Here is a 19,524-nt window from a genome sequence, read left to right as displayed (position 1 = left end):
CTGTTAATCTAAGTGGTACAAATTTGGAGCTCACTCTTCAGTCAGGTTTGTCAGAACCGGCCTCAAGCATAATATACGCTGGGGCAATACCTAACTCAACTACAACTTAAGGAGGTGTTTTATGTTACCAAGCTTTTACAATGCGGTTTCTGGTCTTGACGCTTTTAACAACTATCTAAATATAGTATCGAACAACATGGCAAACGCCGATACGGTGGGCTACAAAGCTGTAAATCCAATATTTGAGAACGTTATAGCCAATGTAAACGTAGGTATCAATACGCTCACTAATACGTTAAAATCTACAATATACGGTGCAGGTGTTATAGTTGATTCTACGCAACTAAGTTGGCGACTAGGCAATTTTGAGCAAACTGGCAACAATACCGATTTAGCTATACAAGGTAATGGATTGTTTATTTTACAAGATCCAGCCAATGCTGGAAATGTTTTTTATACAAGAAATGGACAGTTTACCATAAGCCAGCAAGGTTATATGGTAAGTCCTGATGGTTTAAAGCTTTTAGGGTACAAAGTTAATCAATCTGGATCTGTAGTAGGTACCTCTTTACAACCGATATATATAATACCTCAGCAATCACCAAAAGCTACAGACCTAATAACCTATCAGCAACCCACAAACTTAAACTCTACAGCTCCCAGCATAACACAGGCTTTTAACCCTCTAAATACTGCTACTTTTAACTATCAAAACACGTTAACAACCTTTGATAGCTTGGGAAATACTATAGAAGGTGATACATACTTTCAGAAAACTGGACCAAATACATGGAACTATATATACGCAGAAAATGAAAAAGCAGCATACTATAGCGATACTTCTGGTAAAGTTTTGTATAGAAATGTAGCTGGTACTTGGCAAAGCACAACCATAAGTGGCGGGTCTTTGACATGGTATAACATTACGAACCCGCCAAATACAGCAAGCTCAAGTATTATATCTGCTACCGTATCCCCATACTATATGATATCTGGTACAAACTCGTCTGGCTCTATGGTAACAGATTGGGTAGTAGATGTTACTACATCTTCTACTACTATAAGCTACGTAGTGAATCCAACAAAGCCGTCTGGTGGTACGCAAGAATGGGATACAATAGGCTCTGGAGCCGTCAACGGTTTCGTACCTTACAATCTATCCAGCGGCATAGGAGTACCTATATATACCGGGAGTAGCACAATATATGCGGCTACAGCTGTATTAAACTTTGACCCAAACACCGGTAATATTACGACAAGTTCAACAATAGGTGTATATTCTTATCCCACTTCTTCAAGCTACGAATATTTCATAGGCTCTCAAAATCCTCTTGTACTAGGGGACGGAAACATAGTAGGGAACTTAAACTCAGCCAGCTCTCAATCAACAGGAGGATTAGCTTTTGGGCAACTAATAGGAGCTAAACCTACAACAAGCACAAGCGCTGGCATAATAGATAACTCATATATAACTCAGGATGCATCTGATTTTACTATTACCGCTTCTCAAGATGGTTATAGCCTTGGAAACCTTGTCAATGTATACGTACTATCAAGCGACGGTACAGTTGTTGGGGTTTATTCCAACGGCCAATCTACGCCTCTTTACAGAGTTGCCCTTGCTCAATTTCAAGATCCTAACGAGCTATTAGAAAAAGGCTCCAATTTATATACATCTATATACACACCAACAATCTTATTGCCAGGAAGCGCAGATATCATTCAATCAGGCATGCTAGAACAATCAAACGTAGATATAGCGCAATCTTATATACAACTTGTAACTGCTGAAAGATCTTACCAAGCCAATGCAAAAGTTGTAACATCTTCTGATAACGTATTACAGGCAACACTGAACATGGTTACAGGTTAAAATATATATAGTATGGCAGAGGAGCAAGTAAAAGAAGAAGGTGGCAAATCAGGTGGCAAAAAGAAGCTTATATTTATATTGATACCGGTTATCCTTCTTTTAATAGGAGGAGGTGCCGGTGCTTATTTTTTTCTAACGCATAAGAAAAAGGAATCAACAAAACAGATGGTTGTAGCACCACAAAAGCTTGGGGTGATGTATGATTTAGGTTCTTTTCTAGTAAACTTGGCCGATAAAAATGCGAATACTTATGCAAAAGTGTCTATCACGCTAGAACTATCAAATGAAAAGGTTCAACAAGAAGTTGTAAAACGATTACCAATCATAAAAGATGCTGTTATAAATTTGCTTAGCTCAAAAACTTACGATGAAATAAGAACTCCTGAAGGAAAAGAAGAGCTAAGATTAGAGCTCATCAAAAGAATAAATGCAATATTGGTTACCGGTGGAGTACAAAACATCTACTTTACCCAATTTATAGTACAATCTATGTAGATTTGTGGAAATAATTTTATTTCTAAAAACGTTAAGTGCTCTTGGCATGGTTTTATCGCTCATAGCATTTTTGTATACAGCTTTTGACTGGAAAAAGATAATTCAAACAACCTACAACCCTAACGATATAGTTAGCATATACAAGATAATCCCCCTTGATAAACATTCTAAATTTATAATACTAAAAGCTAAAAACAAGCTAATCTTAGTGTTTATATCAAAAGATTATGCTAAACTTATATATGAGATGGATTATGAGGCCGAAGACGTTAATTAACATAGGTCTATTGCTTTTAATATTTATACATTTAGCAATGGCTCAAAATGAAAATCCTATCAATGTCATACCAGGAATACAAGTAAAGTTTAACAACGGCAACTTCACAGAAGCTATAAGGCTCATACTTATATTAACAGTGCTAAGTTTAGCACCATCTATAATAATAATGACAACGTCTTTTATCAGAATAGTTACCGTTTTGTCGGTGCTAAGACAAGCTATTGGTCTTCCAAATGTCCCTCCCAACCAGGTGATAACATCTTTAGCGCTTTTTCTTACGTTCTATGTTATGTATCCTGTAATAAATCAAATAAATCAAAATGCTTTACAGCCATATCTTCAGCACAAGATTACAGATAAACAATTTATACAAAATACGATAGAACCGCTTAAAGAATTTATGGTAAGAAACACGAAAGTAAGCACCGAAAGAACATTTTTGCTAGCTTCAAATATACCAAACAAAGACAACATAAAAAATATAAATGACTTACCTTTAAGCGTAGTAATTCCAGCCTTTATGGTTAGTGAGTTGTCAATCGCCTTTCAAATTATATTTTTGCTTTACCTACCATTCCTAATAATAGATATGGTAGTATCTGCCATATTGCTCGCAATGGGCATCATCATGATACCACCAACCGTCATATCCTTACCTTTTAAGATTATGCTTTTCGTACTTGTAAACGGTTGGGAATTAGTTATCTTATCGTTGGTGAGGAGTTACCATTGAGCCAAGATCAAGTGCTTACTATAACTGAAAATATGATTAAAATGACAGTGCTCTTGTCCGCCCCTATACTTTTAACCACATTCATAGTAGGGCTTTTAATCAGTATACTTCAATCTGCCACCCAAATCCAAGAAATGACGCTAAGCTACATTCCCAAGATACTTGCGGCGTTTTTTGTGATATTTTTACTCGGTAGTTGGATGATGAAGCATATGATAGATTATACAAAAGAACTCATAGTCAACATACCAAACTATATAAGATAGTATGACGCTAAGTATATCTATACCATACCTAATAACATTTTTACTCATAACGCTTAGGATATCTTCTATAGTATTTTTAGCACCTGTTTTTGGAGATTTGCCAAACGGCTTTAAAATATTTTTCGTGATAGCTTTTAGCGTATCGCTTTATTATTACAATCCAGTAAAACCAGTATATACGGATAGCTTTATAATATTAACGCTGATGGCTTTGAAAGAATTTAGTTTAGGTTTTATTATAAGCTTGATACTCAGATTTTTAGTAGATATTTTCTTTGTTTTTGGAGAATTCGTGTCTAGTTCTCTTGGACTTTCAAACGCCACTATCTTAAATCCGCTTATGGGAAACTCTACAATTTTGGGCACATACTTTAGCTATTTTTTTATGGGGCTTTTTGCGGTATCATCAGGTTTTGAATACGTTTATTTTATTTTGTCAGAGAGCCTTAAAAGTATACCGCTTGGAGCCTTCGACATATACAACATGAGACCTGAGTTTATACTAAATATCTTTTATAGAAGCTTTTATACCGCTTTTCAATTAGCACTTCCTATCATAGCTATAGGACTTGTGATGAATATAATTCTTGCAGCTATAAATAGGCTTATACCTCAGATAAACGTTTTCATGGTTGGCATGCCGCTTCAAACCCTCATAGGTATGATATTTTTATTGCTTATTTTCCCTCTGTTGGGAATACTTATGCACCAAATATTTGAACATTATTTTAAATTTATGCTAGAGTTTACAAGGGGTTATCATGGCCTCAGAAAATAAAACAGAAAAAGCCACACCTTATCGAAGAGGAAAGCTAAGATCAGAAGGTAACGTAGCAAAAAGCCAAGAGGTTGTATCTGCTCTCTTGATGTTGGTTTCCACCGGTGCTCTATTTTTTATAGGTTATAAAATCTTTATACTATTTTCGGATTTAATATTAGACGGTAGTTTACGAGTAGACGACCCTTCGTTTACGCCTTCTGATGCTACAAAGTTTTTAGGTTTATCTTTTGAAAAGCTATTATCAGACATTACACCTCTTTTTATATTGGCTGTCTTGATAGTTGTATTTGGATACATTTTACAGTTTGGTTTTATATTTACGTTTAAACCTTTAGAACCTAATTTTTCTAAGCTAAATCCTATAGAGGGTCTTAAAAATCTCTTTAGCCTCAACGCGCTTTTTGAACTGGCCAAAAACTCTTTAAAAGTTATGCTTCTTCTAACAGCGTCTTTTTTTATATTATATTTTAGTTTTCATACTCTTGTGTTTTCCTCTTACATGTCCCCATCTCAAGGGCTTAGCGAAATCGCAAAGTTAATTTTTAAGCTTTTAATATCAATAGGTATAATAGGTCTAATGCTTGCTGGGTTAGATTTTGCTTACAAGAAATTTGATTATGAAAAGCGTATAAAAATGTCGAAACAAGAGGTAAAAGACGAGTTTAAACAGTTTGAGGGGAATATCGAAGTAAAAGCAAAGATAAGAAGGAGAATGATAGAGCTATCAAGATCTAGAATGATGCAGGAAGTTCCAAAAGCAAGCGTAGTAATCACAAACCCAACACACTTTGCAGTGGCGTTAAGATATATACCAAAACAAGATAGAGCACCTGTTGTAGTAGCAAAAGGTCAAGATTATATGGCTAAAAAAATCATAGAAATAGCAGAGTTAAACGATGTTCCAGTAGTAAGAAAACCAGAATTAGCAAGGGCTCTTTACAAAGCGGTAGATATAGAAGAAGAAATACCGCCAGAGTTTTACAAAGCTGTGGCTGAAATAATAGCTTATATAGTAAAAAGAAAACAGCGTGGTCTCTTATGATAAACGAGATTTTTTATTCAATACAAGGAGAAGGGTTTTTGATAGGTACTCCTGCTTTGTTTGTGAGATTTCAAGGGTGCAATTTAAGATGTGTTTGGTGTGATGAAAAAAGCGCTTTAGATTTTGACAAAACTGCAAAATCATACGCAAAAGCCTTAGAAGAGATAGAAACCCTAATCACCCTACACAGCCCATCTTTAATAGTACTAACCGGCGGTGAACCTCTTTTGAACGAAGATTTTATAAATATTTTTTCTTATTTTAAAAGCCTAAACAAAACAATACAAATAGAAACAAACGCCACAATTTTGAAAGACGATGTAGAAACACTCTTGAAAACCTATGCAAAAACTTATATCACGTTGTCGCCAAAATACATATCAAACTATACCATAGATCCAAAGTTTTTGGATTTTGATAAAAATATAGAGTTAAAGATAGTTGTAGATGAACATCTAAATGAAAGTATTTTAGAAAGAGAGTATATAAGACCTTTTATAGAAAAGGGTTTATTGATACTTCAGCCTTTATGGGAAAATGGAAGTGTGAAGTTTCTTGATAAAGCTATAAAGTTAGCAGAAAAATTCAACGCTAGAATAATACCGCAAATGCATAAGCTTTTAGGTTTAAAGTAATGGAAATAAGGATATACACAGACGGAAGTTGTTTGGGAAACCCAGGGGCAGGCGGGTATTGTGCAATATTAAAAGCTGTAAAAAATGGCAAAGTAGTGAAAGAGAAAATAATAAAGGGTGCCGAGGCGAACACCACCAACAACCGAATGGAACTAAAGGCTGTAATAGAGGCTTTAAAAGCTTTGAATAAAACAGATAAAAAAATAACCGTATATACAGATAGCCAATACGTAGCAAATGGCATAAGGTTATGGTTAAAGGATTGGGTTAAAAAGGATTTTAAAGATGTAAAAAATGAAGATTTATGGAAAGAGCTTTATGAGCTTTTAAAGAATCAAAACATAGAAGTAATATGGTTAAGGGGGCATCAAAAAAACAAAGGAGATGATCACGATACAAACAACTTATGCGATAAAATAGCAAAAGAAGAGGCTATGAAGGTAAGAAGAGAGACTTCATGAAAGCTTCAGCGTATTCTACAGGCTCCCCTGGTTTTTGTATGTATATATCAAAATGTTCTTTGTAAAGATACGGAAAATCCTTTGCGTTTTCAAAATAGTGCAAAGCTTGATCTTCTTGCTTTAGAGCAAAGTTTATAAGCGATAAAAGTAAATATTTCTCTCTTGAATCGTTGGCTAAAAATAACCATTTGGAAGCCTCTATGTATTGAGATTTATGTATATACTTTATAGCTCTTGTAAGATTTTTATCTATATCAAGGTTTTCAGATACTTTGATTTTATTCTTATCCAATATTAAAATCCTAAAGCCAGTACGCATTAGGTATCAGTCTTCGTCTTGTTCTTTAAGTGGTGTTTCTCCTCTTTCTTGTTCTGTGATATCAACTACATAAGCTATAATGTAAGACATCGTAGCTACTACCACAAGGGCGGTGATAGCTAAAAAATCCATGTATTTCCACATTCCACCCATATTAGGTTTCTCCTTTTTTGTTGCCACCTTTCCATATTGGTAGCACAAAAGATACTACCATGATAGCCAGCACTCCAAAAGCCAGAAAAGCAAACCATTCTCTATCCGCTGGCGTAACTGCTTTTGCCATCACTTCATTCATTACTCTTATCGCTTCTTCCATTTTTCTTATCTCCTCTCATAACATAAAGATAAAGCACAAGGCCAAAAGATATTATCATCATTATCATAACAATAGTCATAAAAATGACGTCCCATATTCTAAAGACAAACGGCACATACATGTGGTGTCCCATTATTCTCTACTCTTTTGCCCTTTTTTGCTAGAAAATATACTGTACATAAATATGCTAAACATAAGAAGCAAAACGAAACCAACCACACCTATAACTATAATTCTAAAAATCATAAAAGTCCTCTTAACGTATTATATCACTTAATTATATAAAAATTATAAAAACTTAAAATCCAATACTCTTAAATTTTGACAGCATATTCTGTTGGGCTAAAATATTTTTGTATTGTTTGAAAAGCTCTTTGGCTTTTTCGCTGTTTCCAAGCTTTTGATAACAAGATATATCTTCATAAAGGGCTTTTGCCATTGTATCGTATATGCCAAACTTCTCTAAATAAGGTACAGCTTCGTCAAGATACACAACTGCATTTTTACATTGATTCATTTTATACAAATCGTTGCCTACGTTGTATAGGTCCAAATCAAGCCCATATCTAGCACCACCCTTTCTGGTTTTGTAGCCTCTTATCATGAGGGCTTGCAAGTGATACTGATAAGCTTTTTGGTAATTACCTTTTTGATAATATATATCACCAAGATGCCTTAGAGGTATAGCGGCCCCTTCTGTATCGCCATTTTTAAGAGCTATCTCGGAAGACTCTACGTAGTACTTTTCTGCATCTGGCAAATCGCCTTTCTTTTCATAGGCTTGTCCTAAAAGGTTGTATAAAAGCCCAAGCGTATTTGGCTTATCTTGACCCAAAGCTATAGCTTGTTGTAAATATTTTATAGCCTTGTCGTAATCTCCAGTTTCAAGGTAGAAATTGCCAGAATAATAATATGTCGTGTATAAAAGGTTGTTGTCGTTCAAAAGTTTTGCTATCTTAAAAGCCCTAGACAAATCTCTTAAAGCGAGTTGTTTTTGGTCTGATTTGGCTTTGTTTAAAACGCTGTTAAGAATCTTTTGAGTATATATTTTGATATCATTTATAAAACTAGATACATCAACACCGTTTTCTTGAGCTATTTTTATGTATTTAAATACCTTGTCTATATCGTAGTATCTAGATGATAAAAAGTCGTTGTAAGCTATATAATAAGCTGCTTCTCCAATAAGACGCTTGTTGCCCACTACGTTTGCAAACTCGAAAGCTTTTTTTAACACTTCGTTTGCTTTTTGATATCTTTCAGATTTCATTAAATTTATACCTTTACTTATAATCTCTTCAATCTGCTTGGTAGGTTTTGCATAAACCTCGAATCCGTAATCTGTCTCATGTATCATATACTCATCTTTTGAAGAATTACAATATAGCCATGGACCATTCTTTACAAAATCCCCACCTTTCGCCTTACAGTATAAAGAAGCCAAATTTTCGTACTCTTTACGCTTTTCAGGGTTTGTAAGATGAAAATTAAAATACATAGGCTTTTCTATCATATCAAGATAAAAAGGGACAACGCTCTCAGAGTATTCTACAAAGTTTGAATAATCTTGAAAATCTTTCTTTTGATAAACCCTTTCACAACTAGACAAGGCTACCACGCTAACCACCATTCCAAAATATATAATTTTTTTGTTCATTTTTTCCTCTCCTTAAAATCTTAAAACAAATCCTCTACCTTTCCTTCGTCATCTACTTTTGATATATGTAGAGCTTGCTTTTCTTCTCCGTGTTTTCTAAAATCTGTTATACAAGCGTCTACACACTTTCCACACATATAGCAAGCTTTTAATCCGCTTGTGGTATCAAGCTCGTCTTTCAATTTTCTCGGGTCTAAAGCTATGGGACAAGCTCTTACGCATTCCAAACATTCTGTGCATGTATTTTTGTCATAGGTAATGCGCCATCTCATTTTTTGATTGAAAACTTCCAAATAAAGACCTATAGGACAAAAATATCTACACCACTTTTGTCTTAACCACCCTATGGCAAGATAATTAAGAGCAATAAGGCCATACGTAAGAAGTGATACCCACCAAAACGCAGGATGGTAGGGCTTAAACAAGACAGACAAATCCACTATCCAATTTAACAATATTAGAGTTAGGATAGCGTTTAAAACAAAAACGATAATATTAAACTGCAACTTTTTACCATGCCTATAAAGCCTATCGTATAAAACTTTTACACCTCTTATAAGCCATCCCTCGGTGCATATAAAACTACAAAAAAATCTCCCATAAAAATAGTTTATTACAAATGTAACAGTATAAAGGGCAATCCATAGCGAAAAAGCCCATATAGCTGGTTTTGTCCAATTTGTGGTATAATGCCCCCAAAGATAATAGTTTCCGTTGGCAAAGTCCATCTTTATGAGATGGAAAGCCGGAAATATGATGAGGCTAAGGGCGGATATAACGTTGAAGGCAAACCTTACTTTGGTATATTTGGTGGTGTAGGGGTATTCCCCTAGAAGCTCTAAAAGCGCCATAGCAACCTCCTATCCTAAAAAGTTAATCATATCTTACTAACATATAAAGATAGTATAACATAAGACATAAAAGCTTTGCATAATTTCAGAAAAAAATTATATATCTCTATTCTTTTTATCCTCTTCTAAAAGTTCCACTGGTTTGCGACCCATAAATCCTTCTTCAATACCGTGCCAGTGGCCTATCTCCTCTTCTCCTTCTAACCAACAGAGCCATATATCCTGATTTCCCTTTCTAGATAGAAAATCAAGAAGCAATGGGTTAAGACCCTTAACAACAGCACCGCTAGAAGATATTTTATATATTAGTTCATTTACCTCTTGTTTTTTCTCTTCTAAGACGCTTTCCATATATAGTTTTTCCAACTCATCTTCTATGGTAGATATACGCTCTATGATATCTATTATTTCATCCCTTTTTTCTATAAAATCATATATAAGGGGTTTTATAGATTCTAAAACTTTATTAGCCTCTTCTAAATCAAAGTATCTCATAACACTATAAAAGTAATTCTATATATATCTTTTACTATGAAAAATATTAGCTTAGTAGCTCCATAGCTTTGTCAAATATAACCTTAGGCTCTATATCAAGACAAGGGTAATTCCCATACTTACAAATTCCTTTTCCGTGTAAATCACAAGGCTTACAGGGCATATCTTTTGATATTACCATACCTTCGTCTGGTTTTGGAGCAAAGCCAAAGCACGGATGTGTCCCACCAAAGATCGTAATCACCTTAACACCGACAGCCCTTGCCATGTGAGTTATAGAAGAGTCGTTTGCTATCACAAGTTTTGAGCTTTTTATACAAGCCAAAGTATCTATAAGAGAAAGTTTTCCTAAATAATTAACACCTTTGGCATCTGTATAATCGTTTTCATCTCCTAAAAGCCTAACTTCAAAACCTCTATTTAAAAACAACTCTGACAACTCTTTGAAATGCTTATATTTTTTCTTATTGTATCTCGCTCCCACACCAAGACTTATTACAGGTTTTGAAGATACAAATCTTTCAAGCCTTTTGGCTTTTACTTCCAAATAAGGTTTTGGGCTTTTTATATCGACAATAGATTTTACAGCGTTAGCATATGCATCTGTTATATAAAATAAATCGTTTTTAAAAGCTTTAAACCAAACACAAAATCTTCTCTGAATAGATTTTTTATCGTAAGAAAACCATTTTGCCTTTAAGATATTTTTCAATATAAAAGTCTTGATATTTTTGTGGAGGTCTACTACTATATCTGGTTTTAGGCTTTTAGCCACATAAAACATATTTGATTTATCCACAGGTAAAACGTTTACAAAAGAAGAATCTTCAAATATAGTGACAAACTCTTTATAAGTCATAAGATATACATCAAAACCAGCATCGTAAAGTGGTTTAAGAATAGAGCTTGTAAGTATTACGTCTCCAAGAGAAGAAAATCTAAGGACAAGAGCTTTAGCCACCGCTAACCGGAGGAATGGCGAGTATGGTATCAGAATTTTTAAACTCTTTCACATATTCGTTTTCTTTAGCAAACCTAGAAGATTTTATAATGTTGCATAAGTGCGGATATTTGCTGCACAAATATGCTTTAAGCTCTTCTTCGGTACCATCAAATTCAAGTTCTTCAAAAGCACCGATATTTTCCTTTAATATTGAAAAATACAATATTTTCATGAGTATTTGGATAGTCTTTTTAACACTTCTTCCTTAGGTAAAATAGAAGCTATCACATCTATAGCTATGCCCTCTAAAGAGCCTGTTAGAGCGATTCTTAAAGCATGCCATATATCTTTTGGTTTTAAGCCGGTTGATTTCTGAATATTTTTTACAACTCCCTTAAGGTTTTCTGGTGTAATATCCTCTAAGGATTCTATTTCTTGTTGTAAAAGCTCAAAAACTTTTCTATCTATTTTTGAAAGCTCTTCTTTTGCAATTTCATCTGGATCTTTTTCTTCAAAAAACGGTCTTAGTTTTTCCACAGCTTCTAAATATGTGTTGTATTCTTTTCTAGTAGCTTTTATTATCTTTTTAAGATATTCTATATCAACTTTCCCATAAGCTTTTTCTAAGAAAGGTAACAAATCCTCCAACAGCCTATCCTCTGGCAAGACTTCTCTTATGTAGACACCGTTTAACCAATAGAGCTTATCGTGGCTAAATACAGCCGGAGACAAATTTATATCTTTTATATCAAAATATTTTATAGCCTCTTGTTTTGATATAACTTCTTTGCCTATTTTTTCACTAGACCACCCCAAAAGACACAGATAGTTAAAAAGAGCTTCAGGGCAGTATCCATTTTCTTTATAAAATCTAACCGAAACCCCACCGTGCCTTTTCGAAAGCTTTGTCCTGTCTTCACCAAGAATCACTGGTAAATGAGCAAATTCTGGAGGTTTAAATCCAAGGGCTTCGTATATCAGTATTTGCTTTGGTGTATTTGATATATGGTCTTCCCCTCTTATAACGTGCGTTATCTTCATAAGGGCATCGTCTATAACCACTACAAAGTTATAAACAGGACTACCGTCGCTTCTTACTATTACAAAATCCCCAAAATCATCAACGTTTATGCTTATATTACCCCTTATCATATCTTCGAAGCTAACTATTTGCCCATCTGGAACTTTAAACCTTATAACGTAAGACTCGCCGTTTTTTAATCTATCCTCAACATCTTCTTTTGATAGATGTCTACAGGTACCAGGATACCTATACGCTTTTCCTTGAGCGTAAGCTTCTTCCCTCTGCTTTTCTATGTCTTCTTCTTTGCAAAAGCAATAATAAGCATGGCCTGAGTCTACGAGCTTTTTAGCGTATTCTCTGTATATATCAAACCTCTCTGATTGTCTATAAAATTCATCCCATTCTATACCTAACCATTTCAAATCTTCTATTATAGAATCCTCAAACTCTTTAGTGGATCTTTCTATGTCTGTATCTTCAATTCTCAACACAAATGTTCCGTTGTGGTGCCTTGCGAAAAGATAGCTAAATATTCCAGTTCTTGCGTTACCAAGATGCATGTATCCGGTAGGGCTTGGAGCAAACCTTGTTCTAACCATATCATTATTATAAAGCAAAAACAACCGTTTAACGTTATAATTATCAATATGAGCATATTTACAAAAATATCAGTCTTGGGTGCTATATGGATAGCGCTAGAGCTCGTAATGGGGGTTTTCCATAAAAGCGTATGCACAAGTTCAGGATGTACTATAGCAGCTTCTTACAACAGATATCCAGAATTTGTGATGCTAACGATAGGGCTTTTGCTTTTCATAGTCTTGGGGATTTTAAAAGAAAAAAAGAAAGAAAAACTATTAGACATAATATTGATAGGAGCTTTAGGGTCAGAGGGCTATTTACAAGGTTTTGAAATATTTGTAGCTCATACGTTTTGCATATTCTGTACGGTAACGTTTTTAATAATACTTACTCTTTTTATAATAAGAATAAAAGAAAATAAAGATATACTCTTGAAAGGGCTCAGCGCTTTTTTATTTGTATTTGCAACGGTTTTTTTAGTCAACAACCCCACTTTAGAGATAAAACACCAATACACGCTTTTATATCTTCCAGGATGCCCTCATTGCGAACATACAGAAAAGTTTTTAGATGATATACATGTTAAATATAATAAGATAAATGCTTCTCATCACAAAGGACTTATAATGTCTATGGGTATAGATGAAGTGCCGGTGCTTTTTGTAAGAGAACCTTACGGTTATAAAGTGCTTGTTGGTTCTGATAGTATAGAATCGTTTTTTAAAAATACTACTAAAAGCCTGCAAAACCAACAAGCCAGCCCACGCGCTTTGGATAACAACAGCTTGAATATAGGAGGTGGATGTCAGCTGAATAACATATTTGGAAGTAGCTGTAGCAAATAAATTTAGTAAGGTACTATCAAAAAACTTGACATAAATTTGCTAAATGTTATATTAATAACATAACACATTAGGAGGTTAACATGTATAGTGAAAACATGTGGAGCAAAAAATTAAAGGACTATGTAGAGCAAGCGTCCTCTATCGCAAGGTCTTTAGGAGACACAAAGGTGGATACTGACCATCTTCTGCTGGCTTTGTTAAAAGACCCAGACTCTTCTTTATCAAAATACGTATCTAAGAAGGGTATAGACTCTAAAGAGCTGTACCAAAAACTAAGAGAACACATAAACAGCATAGACAACCAACTTAACAAAGCGGCAGAATCTGAAGCAAATCATCTTATAGACTTAAGAAGCAAGATAATTCAATTAAAATCCGATATATCAAACATACAAACAGAGCTATCTGAAATAAGAGAAGCAAAAAGACGTATAGAAGCTGAATTAGAAAGAGCAAGAAGATATGACCCTTGGAGTGCAAGACAATTAGAGTTAGAACTAAGACAGTTAAACGCTGAAGAAGAACATCTAAAAAAGGAGCTCTCAAGGGTAGAACAAAATCTGTCTACCGTCTTTGATAAGAGCGCTGTTAGAGATTTCTTGGAAAATAGGATATCAATAGATGCTTTGGTAAAAACCGCCCTAAAAGAAAGCCACTACAAAGACCAGTTAAAAGATATAGGAATATCCTTCGATAGATATGAAGATAAGGTGTCAAAAAGATTTATTGGAAAAACTCCAGAGTTTGGATATTCTAAAAACCTTGAAAAGGTATTTGAGATGGCTCAAGAAAAAGCCGTAAGGGATGGTGTAGCTGAAGTATCGCCGGCTCACCTTGTTTCAGCGCTTTTAGAAGCAAAAGATTTTATAGCAGCAAAACTTTTAGAACAAATTATAGGAGGTAAAAGCATGGACACAGAAAAAGAAATCCAAGAAGAAGAGAAGTCTATACTAGAGAGATATGGAGTAGATCTTACTCAAAAAGCAAGAGACGGGAAATTAGACCCGGTTATCGGAAGAGAGAAGGAAATAAACCAAACCATCGAGATACTACTAAGAAGGAGCAAAAACAACCCTGTATTAGTTGGTGACCCTGGTGTTGGTAAGACTGCTATAGTGGAGGGTTTAGCGCAAAGAATAGTAAACAAAGAAGTGCCACCAGAACTTCAAGACAAAAGCATTATAAGCGTAGATATGGGTTCTTTGGTAGCTGGTTCTAAGTATAGAGGAGAGTTTGAGGAAAGGGTAAAAAAGCTTTTAGAAGAGTTAAAAGAGAAACCAGAGGTAATACTTTTTATAGATGAAATCCACACCGTAATAGGGGCAGGAAAAGGCGAAGGCTCTTTAGACGCTGGCAACATGTTAAAACCAGCTTTGGCAAGAGGTGAGATAAGGCTTATTGGAGCTACAACGCTTGATGAGTATAGAAAATATATAGAAAAGGATCTCGCCTTAGAAAGAAGATTTCAACCAGTCTATGTAGATGAACCCACTATAGAAGAAGCTATAGAGATACTAAACGGCTTAAGACCAAAGCTAGAAGACTTTCACAAGGTAAAGATAGAAGATGATGCAATAGACAGCGCTGTAAAACTTACACATAGGTATGTAACATTTAGAAAGCTACCAGATAAAGCAATAGACGCCCTGGATCAAGCTTGTGCTCGTAAAAAACTAGCATCCGTAAGCGTACCCCCAGAGCTTCAAGAAATAGAAAGAAGGCTAAGAGCTTTAGAAGAGCAGATCATAAATGCAAACTTATCAGGAGATTACGAGAAAGAAGCAGAGCTTAAGATTCAAAAGATTAACCTAGAAAAACAAAAACAAGATATTATCAACAAGCTCGATATGGTGGACATGAAGATAAACCAGCTTAAGAAAAAGCTTGAGGAACTGGAACAACAGATCATAAAAGTTGCTGAGAAAGGGGATTACGAGAAAGAAGCAGCGCTTAAAATAGAGATGGTAAATACAGAGAAAGAGATAAAAGCTTTAGAGTCCAAAAGAGCAAAAACTTTAAGCGTAACATCAGATGATATAGCTCAAGTAGTATCCGATTGGACTGGCATACCTCTTAACAAGTTAAAAGAAGAAGAAATGGAAAAGCTATTGCACTTAGAAGAAGAGCTACACAAAAGAGTTATAGGACAAGACGATGCTGTAGTAGCTGTAGCAGAAGCTATAAGAAGAGCAAGAGCAGGCTTGAAAGATCCAAAACGCCCAATAGCTTCGTTCTTGTTCTTAGGACCAACGGGTGTAGGTAAAACAGAGTTATCCAAGGCTTTAGCAGAGCTTTTGTTTGGTGAAGAAGACGCACTTATAAGATTGGACATGTCAGAGTTCAAAGAAGAGCACACCGTATCAAAATTAATAGGTGCACCTCCTGGATACGTAGGTTATGAAGAAGGTGGTAAACTAACAGAAGCCGTTAGGAGAAAACCATACAGCGTAATACTTTTAGATGAAATAGAGAAGGCGCATCCAAGAGTATTTGACTTGTTCTTACAAGTGCTTGACGACGGAAGGTTGACAGATTCTCATGGAAGAACCGTGGATTTCAGAAATACCGTTATTATTATGACTTCTAATATAGGTAGCACATACCTTCTAACGCTGCCTTTAGAAGGAAATCCAGAAGAGATAAAGAAAGAGTTTGAAAAGGCTAAAGAAAAGGTATTGGGAGAGCTTAAGCACTTCTTTAGACCTGAGTTTCTAAATAGAATAGACGATATAATCGTATTCAAACCTCTTACTATGGAGCAACTTATACAAATAGTAGATTTGTTGATAGAGGATTTAAACAAACGCTTAAGAGACAAAGGTATAAAAGTAGAACTCACCATAGAAGCCAAAAAAGAACTTGCCAGAAGAGGATATGAACCAGCTTTTGGCGCAAGACCTTTGAAACGTACAGTGCAAAAGCTACTAGAAACACCTTTAGCAAACAAAATTATAAAAGGTGAAATAAAAGAAAACTCTACCGTAAAAGTGGATATAAAAGACGGAGAGTTTGTGTTTGAAACTACCTAATAAATATTTCTGATAACGGCGGGAGAATATCCCGCCCTCTTTTGCTATAATACTCCAATGGAAAAACCAGAAATACTATCTCCAGTGGGTCATTTTGAAGGGTTGATGTCTGCGATAAAAGCCGGTGCAGACGCCGTATACATGGGTTTTGAAAAGCTAAATCAAAGGGCTGGAAAGGGTGGTTTTTCAAAAGAAGACATAAAAGAAATTAGGCTTATAACCAAAGACCACGGTATAAGACAATATATAACGCTAAATTCTATAGTGTTTGATGAAGACCTGCCTTATTTGGAAGATGTATTGGATTTTCTAAGAGAAATAGAAGTTGATGCGGTTATAGCATGGGACTTTTCGGTAGTGCTTGGAAGTATAAAAAGAGGCTTAGAAACACACATTTCTACTATGGCATCGGTATCAAATCATGTATCTGGAAACTTTTATAAAGAACTCGGTGTAAAACGTATAGTCCCGGCAAAGGAGTTAGATTTAAACTCTATTAAAAGCTTAAAACAAAATACTGGATTAGAGGTAGAGGTTTTTGTCCACGGGTCTATGTGTATGGCTGTATCAGGTAGATGTTTTTTGAGCCATGATGTCTTTCAAAAATCCGGAAACAGAGGAGAGTGCTATCAAGTTTGCAGGCATGAGTTTGATGTAAAGGTAATATCAAAAAATTCCGGCACAGAGTATTACCTTGGTAGCGATTACGTTATGTCGGCTAAGGATCTTCTTACTATAAACTTTGTAGACAAGTTGATGTGGGCAGATGCTTGGAAGATAGAAGGAAGAAACAAAAACCCAGATTATGTTTATATGACCACAAAAGCTTACAAGGAAGCCAGAGAAAGAATATTAAACAACGAATGGTCACAAAAAGGCTATCAAGACCTTATAGATATGCTGGAAAGAGTATATCATAGAGAATGGGACGGCGGTTTTTACTTTGGCGAGGCTTCGTTTGGCATAAATTCATCTATAGCTAAAGAAGAAAAAATATATGTAGGAGATGTTGTAAAATTTTATCCAAAGGCTTCCGTAGCAGAGGTAAAAATAGTAGCACACCCTTTAAAAGTAGGCGATACCATACATATAATAGGAAAAACTACAGGCCTTGTAAGACAAAAAGTAGAATCTATGGAGATAGAAAATCAACGCATAGAAGAAGCGGAAAAGGGTGTAATTATAGGATTAAAAGTAACCGAAAAAGTTAGAGAAAAAGATAAAGTTTATCTTGTAAAAGAAAAATAGTATAATATCTTTATGAAAGAATACGCTTTAGAAATAGCAAAAAGAGCTAGAGGTGTATTGCCGAAACTTTCAAGTTTAAACCCAGGTATAAAAAATTCTATCCTTATAAGAGTATCTCAGCTTTTAAAAGAGAATAAAGAGCTAATACAAAAAGAAAACGAAAAAGATGTAGAGTTTGCAAAGTCTATTGGCCTTTCAAAGGCAATGATAGATAGGCTTAAGGTTGGTGAAAAACAGATAAACGGTATGATAAAGGTGCTAGAGGATGTAGCAAAACTAAAAGATCCGGTAGGCGAAATAACCTCCATGTGGACGGTGGACAACGGGCTTAAAATAGGAAGAATGAGGGTTCCTCTTGGAGTCATTTTTATAATATACGAATCAAGACCAAACGTTACCATAGAGGCAGCTAGCCTATGCTTTAAATCTTCCAATGCCGTTATTCTAAGGGGTGGCAAAGAAGCTATTCACACAAACAAAATACTTTCAGATTTGTTTAGACAAGCCATAAAAGAGCATGTAGAAGGCTTAGAAGATGCGGTTTGTTTTGTAGATAAAAAAGATAGAGAGATAGTCACAGAACTTTTGCAACTAGAAGGCTTAGTGGATGTAGCTATACCAAGAGGGGGAGAAAGTCTTATAAAGGCTGTATCAGAAACCGCAAAAATACCAGTCATAAAACATTACAAAGGTGTTTGTAGTATATATGTAGACAACGAAGCAGATTTTAAAAAAGCTTACGATATCGTGTACAACGCCAAGGTACAAAGGCCTTCCGTTTGCAACGCTATAGAAAACCTTATAATACATAAAGACCTCTTAAAGGATTTTTGGCCAAAAATGGCTACAGTGCTTTTAGAGAGCGGTGTTGAATTGCGATGTGATGAAGATAGTTATCAAATCTTACAAGATAAGGATTTTGACGCTTTTAAAAGCAAAATAAAAAAAGCAACAGAACAAGATTACTATGAAGAGTTTTTAGACCTAATTTTAGCTGTGAAAACTGTAAATTCTTTGGAAGAAGCAATGCAGTTTATAGAAAAATACGGTTCCAAACATTCTGATGCCATTATCACGGAGAACCATACAAAAGCAATGAGATTTTTGCAAGAAGTGGATTCGGCGGCGGTTTATGTAAACGCTTCTACAAGGTTTACGGATGGCAACGAGTTTGGCCTTGGCGCTGAGATGGGCATATCCACAGACAAAATACACGCCAGAGGCCCAATGGCGTTAAGAGAGCTCACCATAGAAAAGTTTATAATATTTGGAAACGGACAGCTAAGGGAAAATGTAGGTATACCAAAAGAGCTTAAAGAAAAGCTTCAATTAGAGTAATTAGTTTTTGGGATTTTTATGTTGTAAAACAAAATTTTCTATATGTTTCAAATAGCAGTCTTTAATATCGCTTGTATAATGTATAAATTTCGTTAGCTTCTCAGCACCCAGCGGTTCTTGTAGGCACAGTTTGATAGTATTCAATATGTTTTTGCTATCCACTCTAAAACCAATACCCATTTTTTCTAAGATATCTGCCACATCTTTTATTTTATCTATATACTCTCCGTAAAGAGAATAAGAGCAAAAACCAATTGGTTCCACTATGTTGTGGCCTCCGTAACCTTCTACAAAAGACCCACCTACTATGC

The 19,524-nt window shown here is 35.1% G+C and carries 22 protein-coding genes and 1 pseudogene; 13 read left to right on the top strand and 10 right to left on the bottom strand.

Annotated elements, in window-relative coordinates:
* The first annotated feature begins 121 nt into the window (after window positions 1–121).
* Genes ACP5S8_RS05340 through rnhA form a run of 9 tightly spaced genes read left to right on the top strand, consistent with a single transcriptional unit; the run spans window position 122 to window position 6,566 of the window.
* On the top strand, window positions 122–1,873 hold the full coding sequence (locus ACP5S8_RS05340) for a flagellar hook-basal body complex protein (RefSeq protein WP_461876017.1): 1,752 nt from the start codon (window positions 122–124) through the stop codon (window positions 1,871–1,873).
* 12 nt (window positions 1,874–1,885) lie between these two features.
* Window positions 1,886–2,368, top strand: a complete 483-nt coding sequence (locus tag ACP5S8_RS05335) for a flagellar basal body-associated FliL family protein (RefSeq protein WP_461870223.1) — start codon at window positions 1,886–1,888, stop codon at window positions 2,366–2,368.
* A 4-nt stretch (window positions 2,369–2,372) separates the two neighbouring features.
* A complete protein-coding gene (locus ACP5S8_RS05330; RefSeq protein ID WP_461876016.1) occupies window positions 2,373–2,645 on the top strand; it encodes a hypothetical protein in 273 nt (90 codons plus the stop codon).
* The gene (fliP, locus tag ACP5S8_RS05325) at window positions 2,623–3,381 is read left to right on the top strand and encodes a flagellar type III secretion system pore protein FliP (protein WP_461870221.1); all 759 of its coding nucleotides are present in this window, start codon (window positions 2,623–2,625) and stop codon (window positions 3,379–3,381) included. The genes ACP5S8_RS05330 and fliP overlap by 23 nt, the downstream gene beginning before the upstream one ends.
* A complete protein-coding gene (gene fliQ, locus ACP5S8_RS05320; protein ID WP_461870220.1) occupies window positions 3,378–3,647 on the top strand; it encodes a flagellar biosynthesis protein FliQ in 270 nt (89 codons plus the stop codon). The genes fliP and fliQ overlap by 4 nt, the downstream gene beginning before the upstream one ends.
* Before the next feature lies 1 nt (window position 3,648).
* Window positions 3,649–4,425 carry a flagellar biosynthetic protein FliR gene (locus ACP5S8_RS05315; protein WP_461876015.1) on the top strand — a complete coding sequence of 259 codons (777 nt, stop codon included), beginning with the start codon at window positions 3,649–3,651 and terminating at the stop codon, window positions 4,423–4,425.
* Window positions 4,409–5,470, top strand: a complete 1,062-nt coding sequence (flhB, locus tag ACP5S8_RS05310; protein WP_461870218.1) for a flagellar biosynthesis protein FlhB — start codon at window positions 4,409–4,411, stop codon at window positions 5,468–5,470. Before ACP5S8_RS05315 ends, flhB begins: the two co-directional genes overlap by 17 nt.
* A complete protein-coding gene (locus ACP5S8_RS05305) occupies window positions 5,467–6,105 on the top strand; it encodes a 7-carboxy-7-deazaguanine synthase QueE (protein ID WP_461876014.1) in 639 nt (212 codons plus the stop codon). The genes flhB and ACP5S8_RS05305 overlap by 4 nt, the downstream gene beginning before the upstream one ends.
* A complete protein-coding gene (rnhA, locus tag ACP5S8_RS05300) occupies window positions 6,105–6,566 on the top strand; it encodes a ribonuclease HI (RefSeq protein WP_461870216.1) in 462 nt (153 codons plus the stop codon). Before ACP5S8_RS05305 ends, rnhA begins: the two co-directional genes overlap by 1 nt.
* Here rnhA and ACP5S8_RS05295 read toward each other — a convergent pair.
* The 9 genes from ACP5S8_RS05295 to gltX all read right to left on the bottom strand — a co-directional run bounded on the left by ACP5S8_RS05295 (window position 6,538) and on the right by gltX (window position 12,770).
* Window positions 6,538–6,885: a hypothetical protein gene (locus ACP5S8_RS05295; protein ID WP_461870215.1), complete on the bottom strand. Its 348-nt coding sequence runs from the start codon at window positions 6,883–6,885 to the stop codon at window positions 6,538–6,540. The genes rnhA and ACP5S8_RS05295 overlap by 29 nt on opposite strands.
* 6 nt (window positions 6,886–6,891) lie before the next feature.
* Window positions 6,892–7,038 carry a hypothetical protein gene (locus ACP5S8_RS05290; RefSeq protein ID WP_461870214.1) on the bottom strand — a complete coding sequence of 49 codons (147 nt, stop codon included), beginning with the start codon at window positions 7,036–7,038 and terminating at the stop codon, window positions 6,892–6,894.
* 1 nt (window position 7,039) lies between these two features.
* Window positions 7,040–7,201 carry a hypothetical protein gene (locus ACP5S8_RS05285; RefSeq protein ID WP_015419269.1) on the bottom strand — a complete coding sequence of 54 codons (162 nt, stop codon included), beginning with the start codon at window positions 7,199–7,201 and terminating at the stop codon, window positions 7,040–7,042.
* Between the two features lie 298 nt (window positions 7,202–7,499).
* Window positions 7,500–8,858, bottom strand: a complete 1,359-nt coding sequence (locus ACP5S8_RS05280; RefSeq protein WP_461876013.1) for a tetratricopeptide repeat protein — start codon at window positions 8,856–8,858, stop codon at window positions 7,500–7,502.
* 20 nt (window positions 8,859–8,878) lie between these two features.
* On the bottom strand, window positions 8,879–9,709 hold the full coding sequence (locus ACP5S8_RS05275) for a 4Fe-4S binding protein (protein WP_461876012.1): 831 nt from the start codon (window positions 9,707–9,709) through the stop codon (window positions 8,879–8,881).
* Between the two features lie 96 nt (window positions 9,710–9,805).
* Window positions 9,806–10,204, bottom strand: coding sequence for a DUF2203 domain-containing protein (locus tag ACP5S8_RS05270; protein ID WP_461876011.1), 399 nt, complete (start codon window positions 10,202–10,204; stop codon window positions 9,806–9,808).
* Window positions 10,205–10,250: 46 nt separating this feature from the next.
* Window positions 10,251–11,165, bottom strand: coding sequence for a glycosyltransferase family 9 protein (locus ACP5S8_RS05265; protein WP_461876010.1), 915 nt, complete (start codon window positions 11,163–11,165; stop codon window positions 10,251–10,253).
* A complete protein-coding gene (locus ACP5S8_RS05260) occupies window positions 11,158–11,379 on the bottom strand; it encodes a MoaD/ThiS family protein (protein ID WP_461870209.1) in 222 nt (73 codons plus the stop codon). Before ACP5S8_RS05260 ends, ACP5S8_RS05265 begins: the two co-directional genes overlap by 8 nt.
* Complete coding sequence (gene gltX / locus ACP5S8_RS05255; RefSeq protein WP_461876009.1) at window positions 11,376–12,770, bottom strand: glutamate--tRNA ligase; 1,395 nt, start codon at window positions 12,768–12,770, stop codon at window positions 11,376–11,378. Before gltX ends, ACP5S8_RS05260 begins: the two co-directional genes overlap by 4 nt.
* A 48-nt stretch (window positions 12,771–12,818) precedes the next feature.
* Between gltX and ACP5S8_RS05250 the strand changes: the two genes are divergently transcribed.
* From ACP5S8_RS05250 to ACP5S8_RS05235, 4 genes are all read left to right on the top strand, one after another.
* A complete protein-coding gene (locus ACP5S8_RS05250) occupies window positions 12,819–13,598 on the top strand; it encodes a glutaredoxin domain-containing protein (protein WP_461876008.1) in 780 nt (259 codons plus the stop codon).
* A gap of 80 nt (window positions 13,599–13,678) precedes the next feature.
* Window positions 13,679–16,627 (top strand): AAA family ATPase, encoded by a 2,949-nt coding sequence (locus ACP5S8_RS05245; protein ID WP_461870206.1) that lies wholly within the window; start codon window positions 13,679–13,681, stop codon window positions 16,625–16,627.
* Between the two features lie 57 nt (window positions 16,628–16,684).
* A complete protein-coding gene (locus ACP5S8_RS05240) occupies window positions 16,685–17,875 on the top strand; it encodes a peptidase U32 family protein (protein ID WP_461876007.1) in 1,191 nt (396 codons plus the stop codon).
* 12 nt (window positions 17,876–17,887) lie between these two features.
* Complete coding sequence (locus ACP5S8_RS05235) at window positions 17,888–19,213, top strand: glutamate-5-semialdehyde dehydrogenase (RefSeq protein ID WP_461876006.1); 1,326 nt, start codon at window positions 17,888–17,890, stop codon at window positions 19,211–19,213.
* Here ACP5S8_RS05235 and ACP5S8_RS05230 read toward each other — a convergent pair.
* Window positions 19,214–19,524, bottom strand: a pseudogene (locus ACP5S8_RS05230) (3-deoxy-D-manno-octulosonic acid transferase); the annotation flags it as partial. It lies immediately after the preceding gene.

The organism is Hydrogenobaculum sp., from assembly GCF_049967395.1.
Classification (GTDB): Bacteria; Aquificota; Aquificia; order Aquificales; family Aquificaceae; genus Hydrogenobaculum.
The sequence above is the reverse complement of the archived record's forward strand: the minus strand, read 5'-3'. Positions and strand labels throughout refer to the sequence as shown.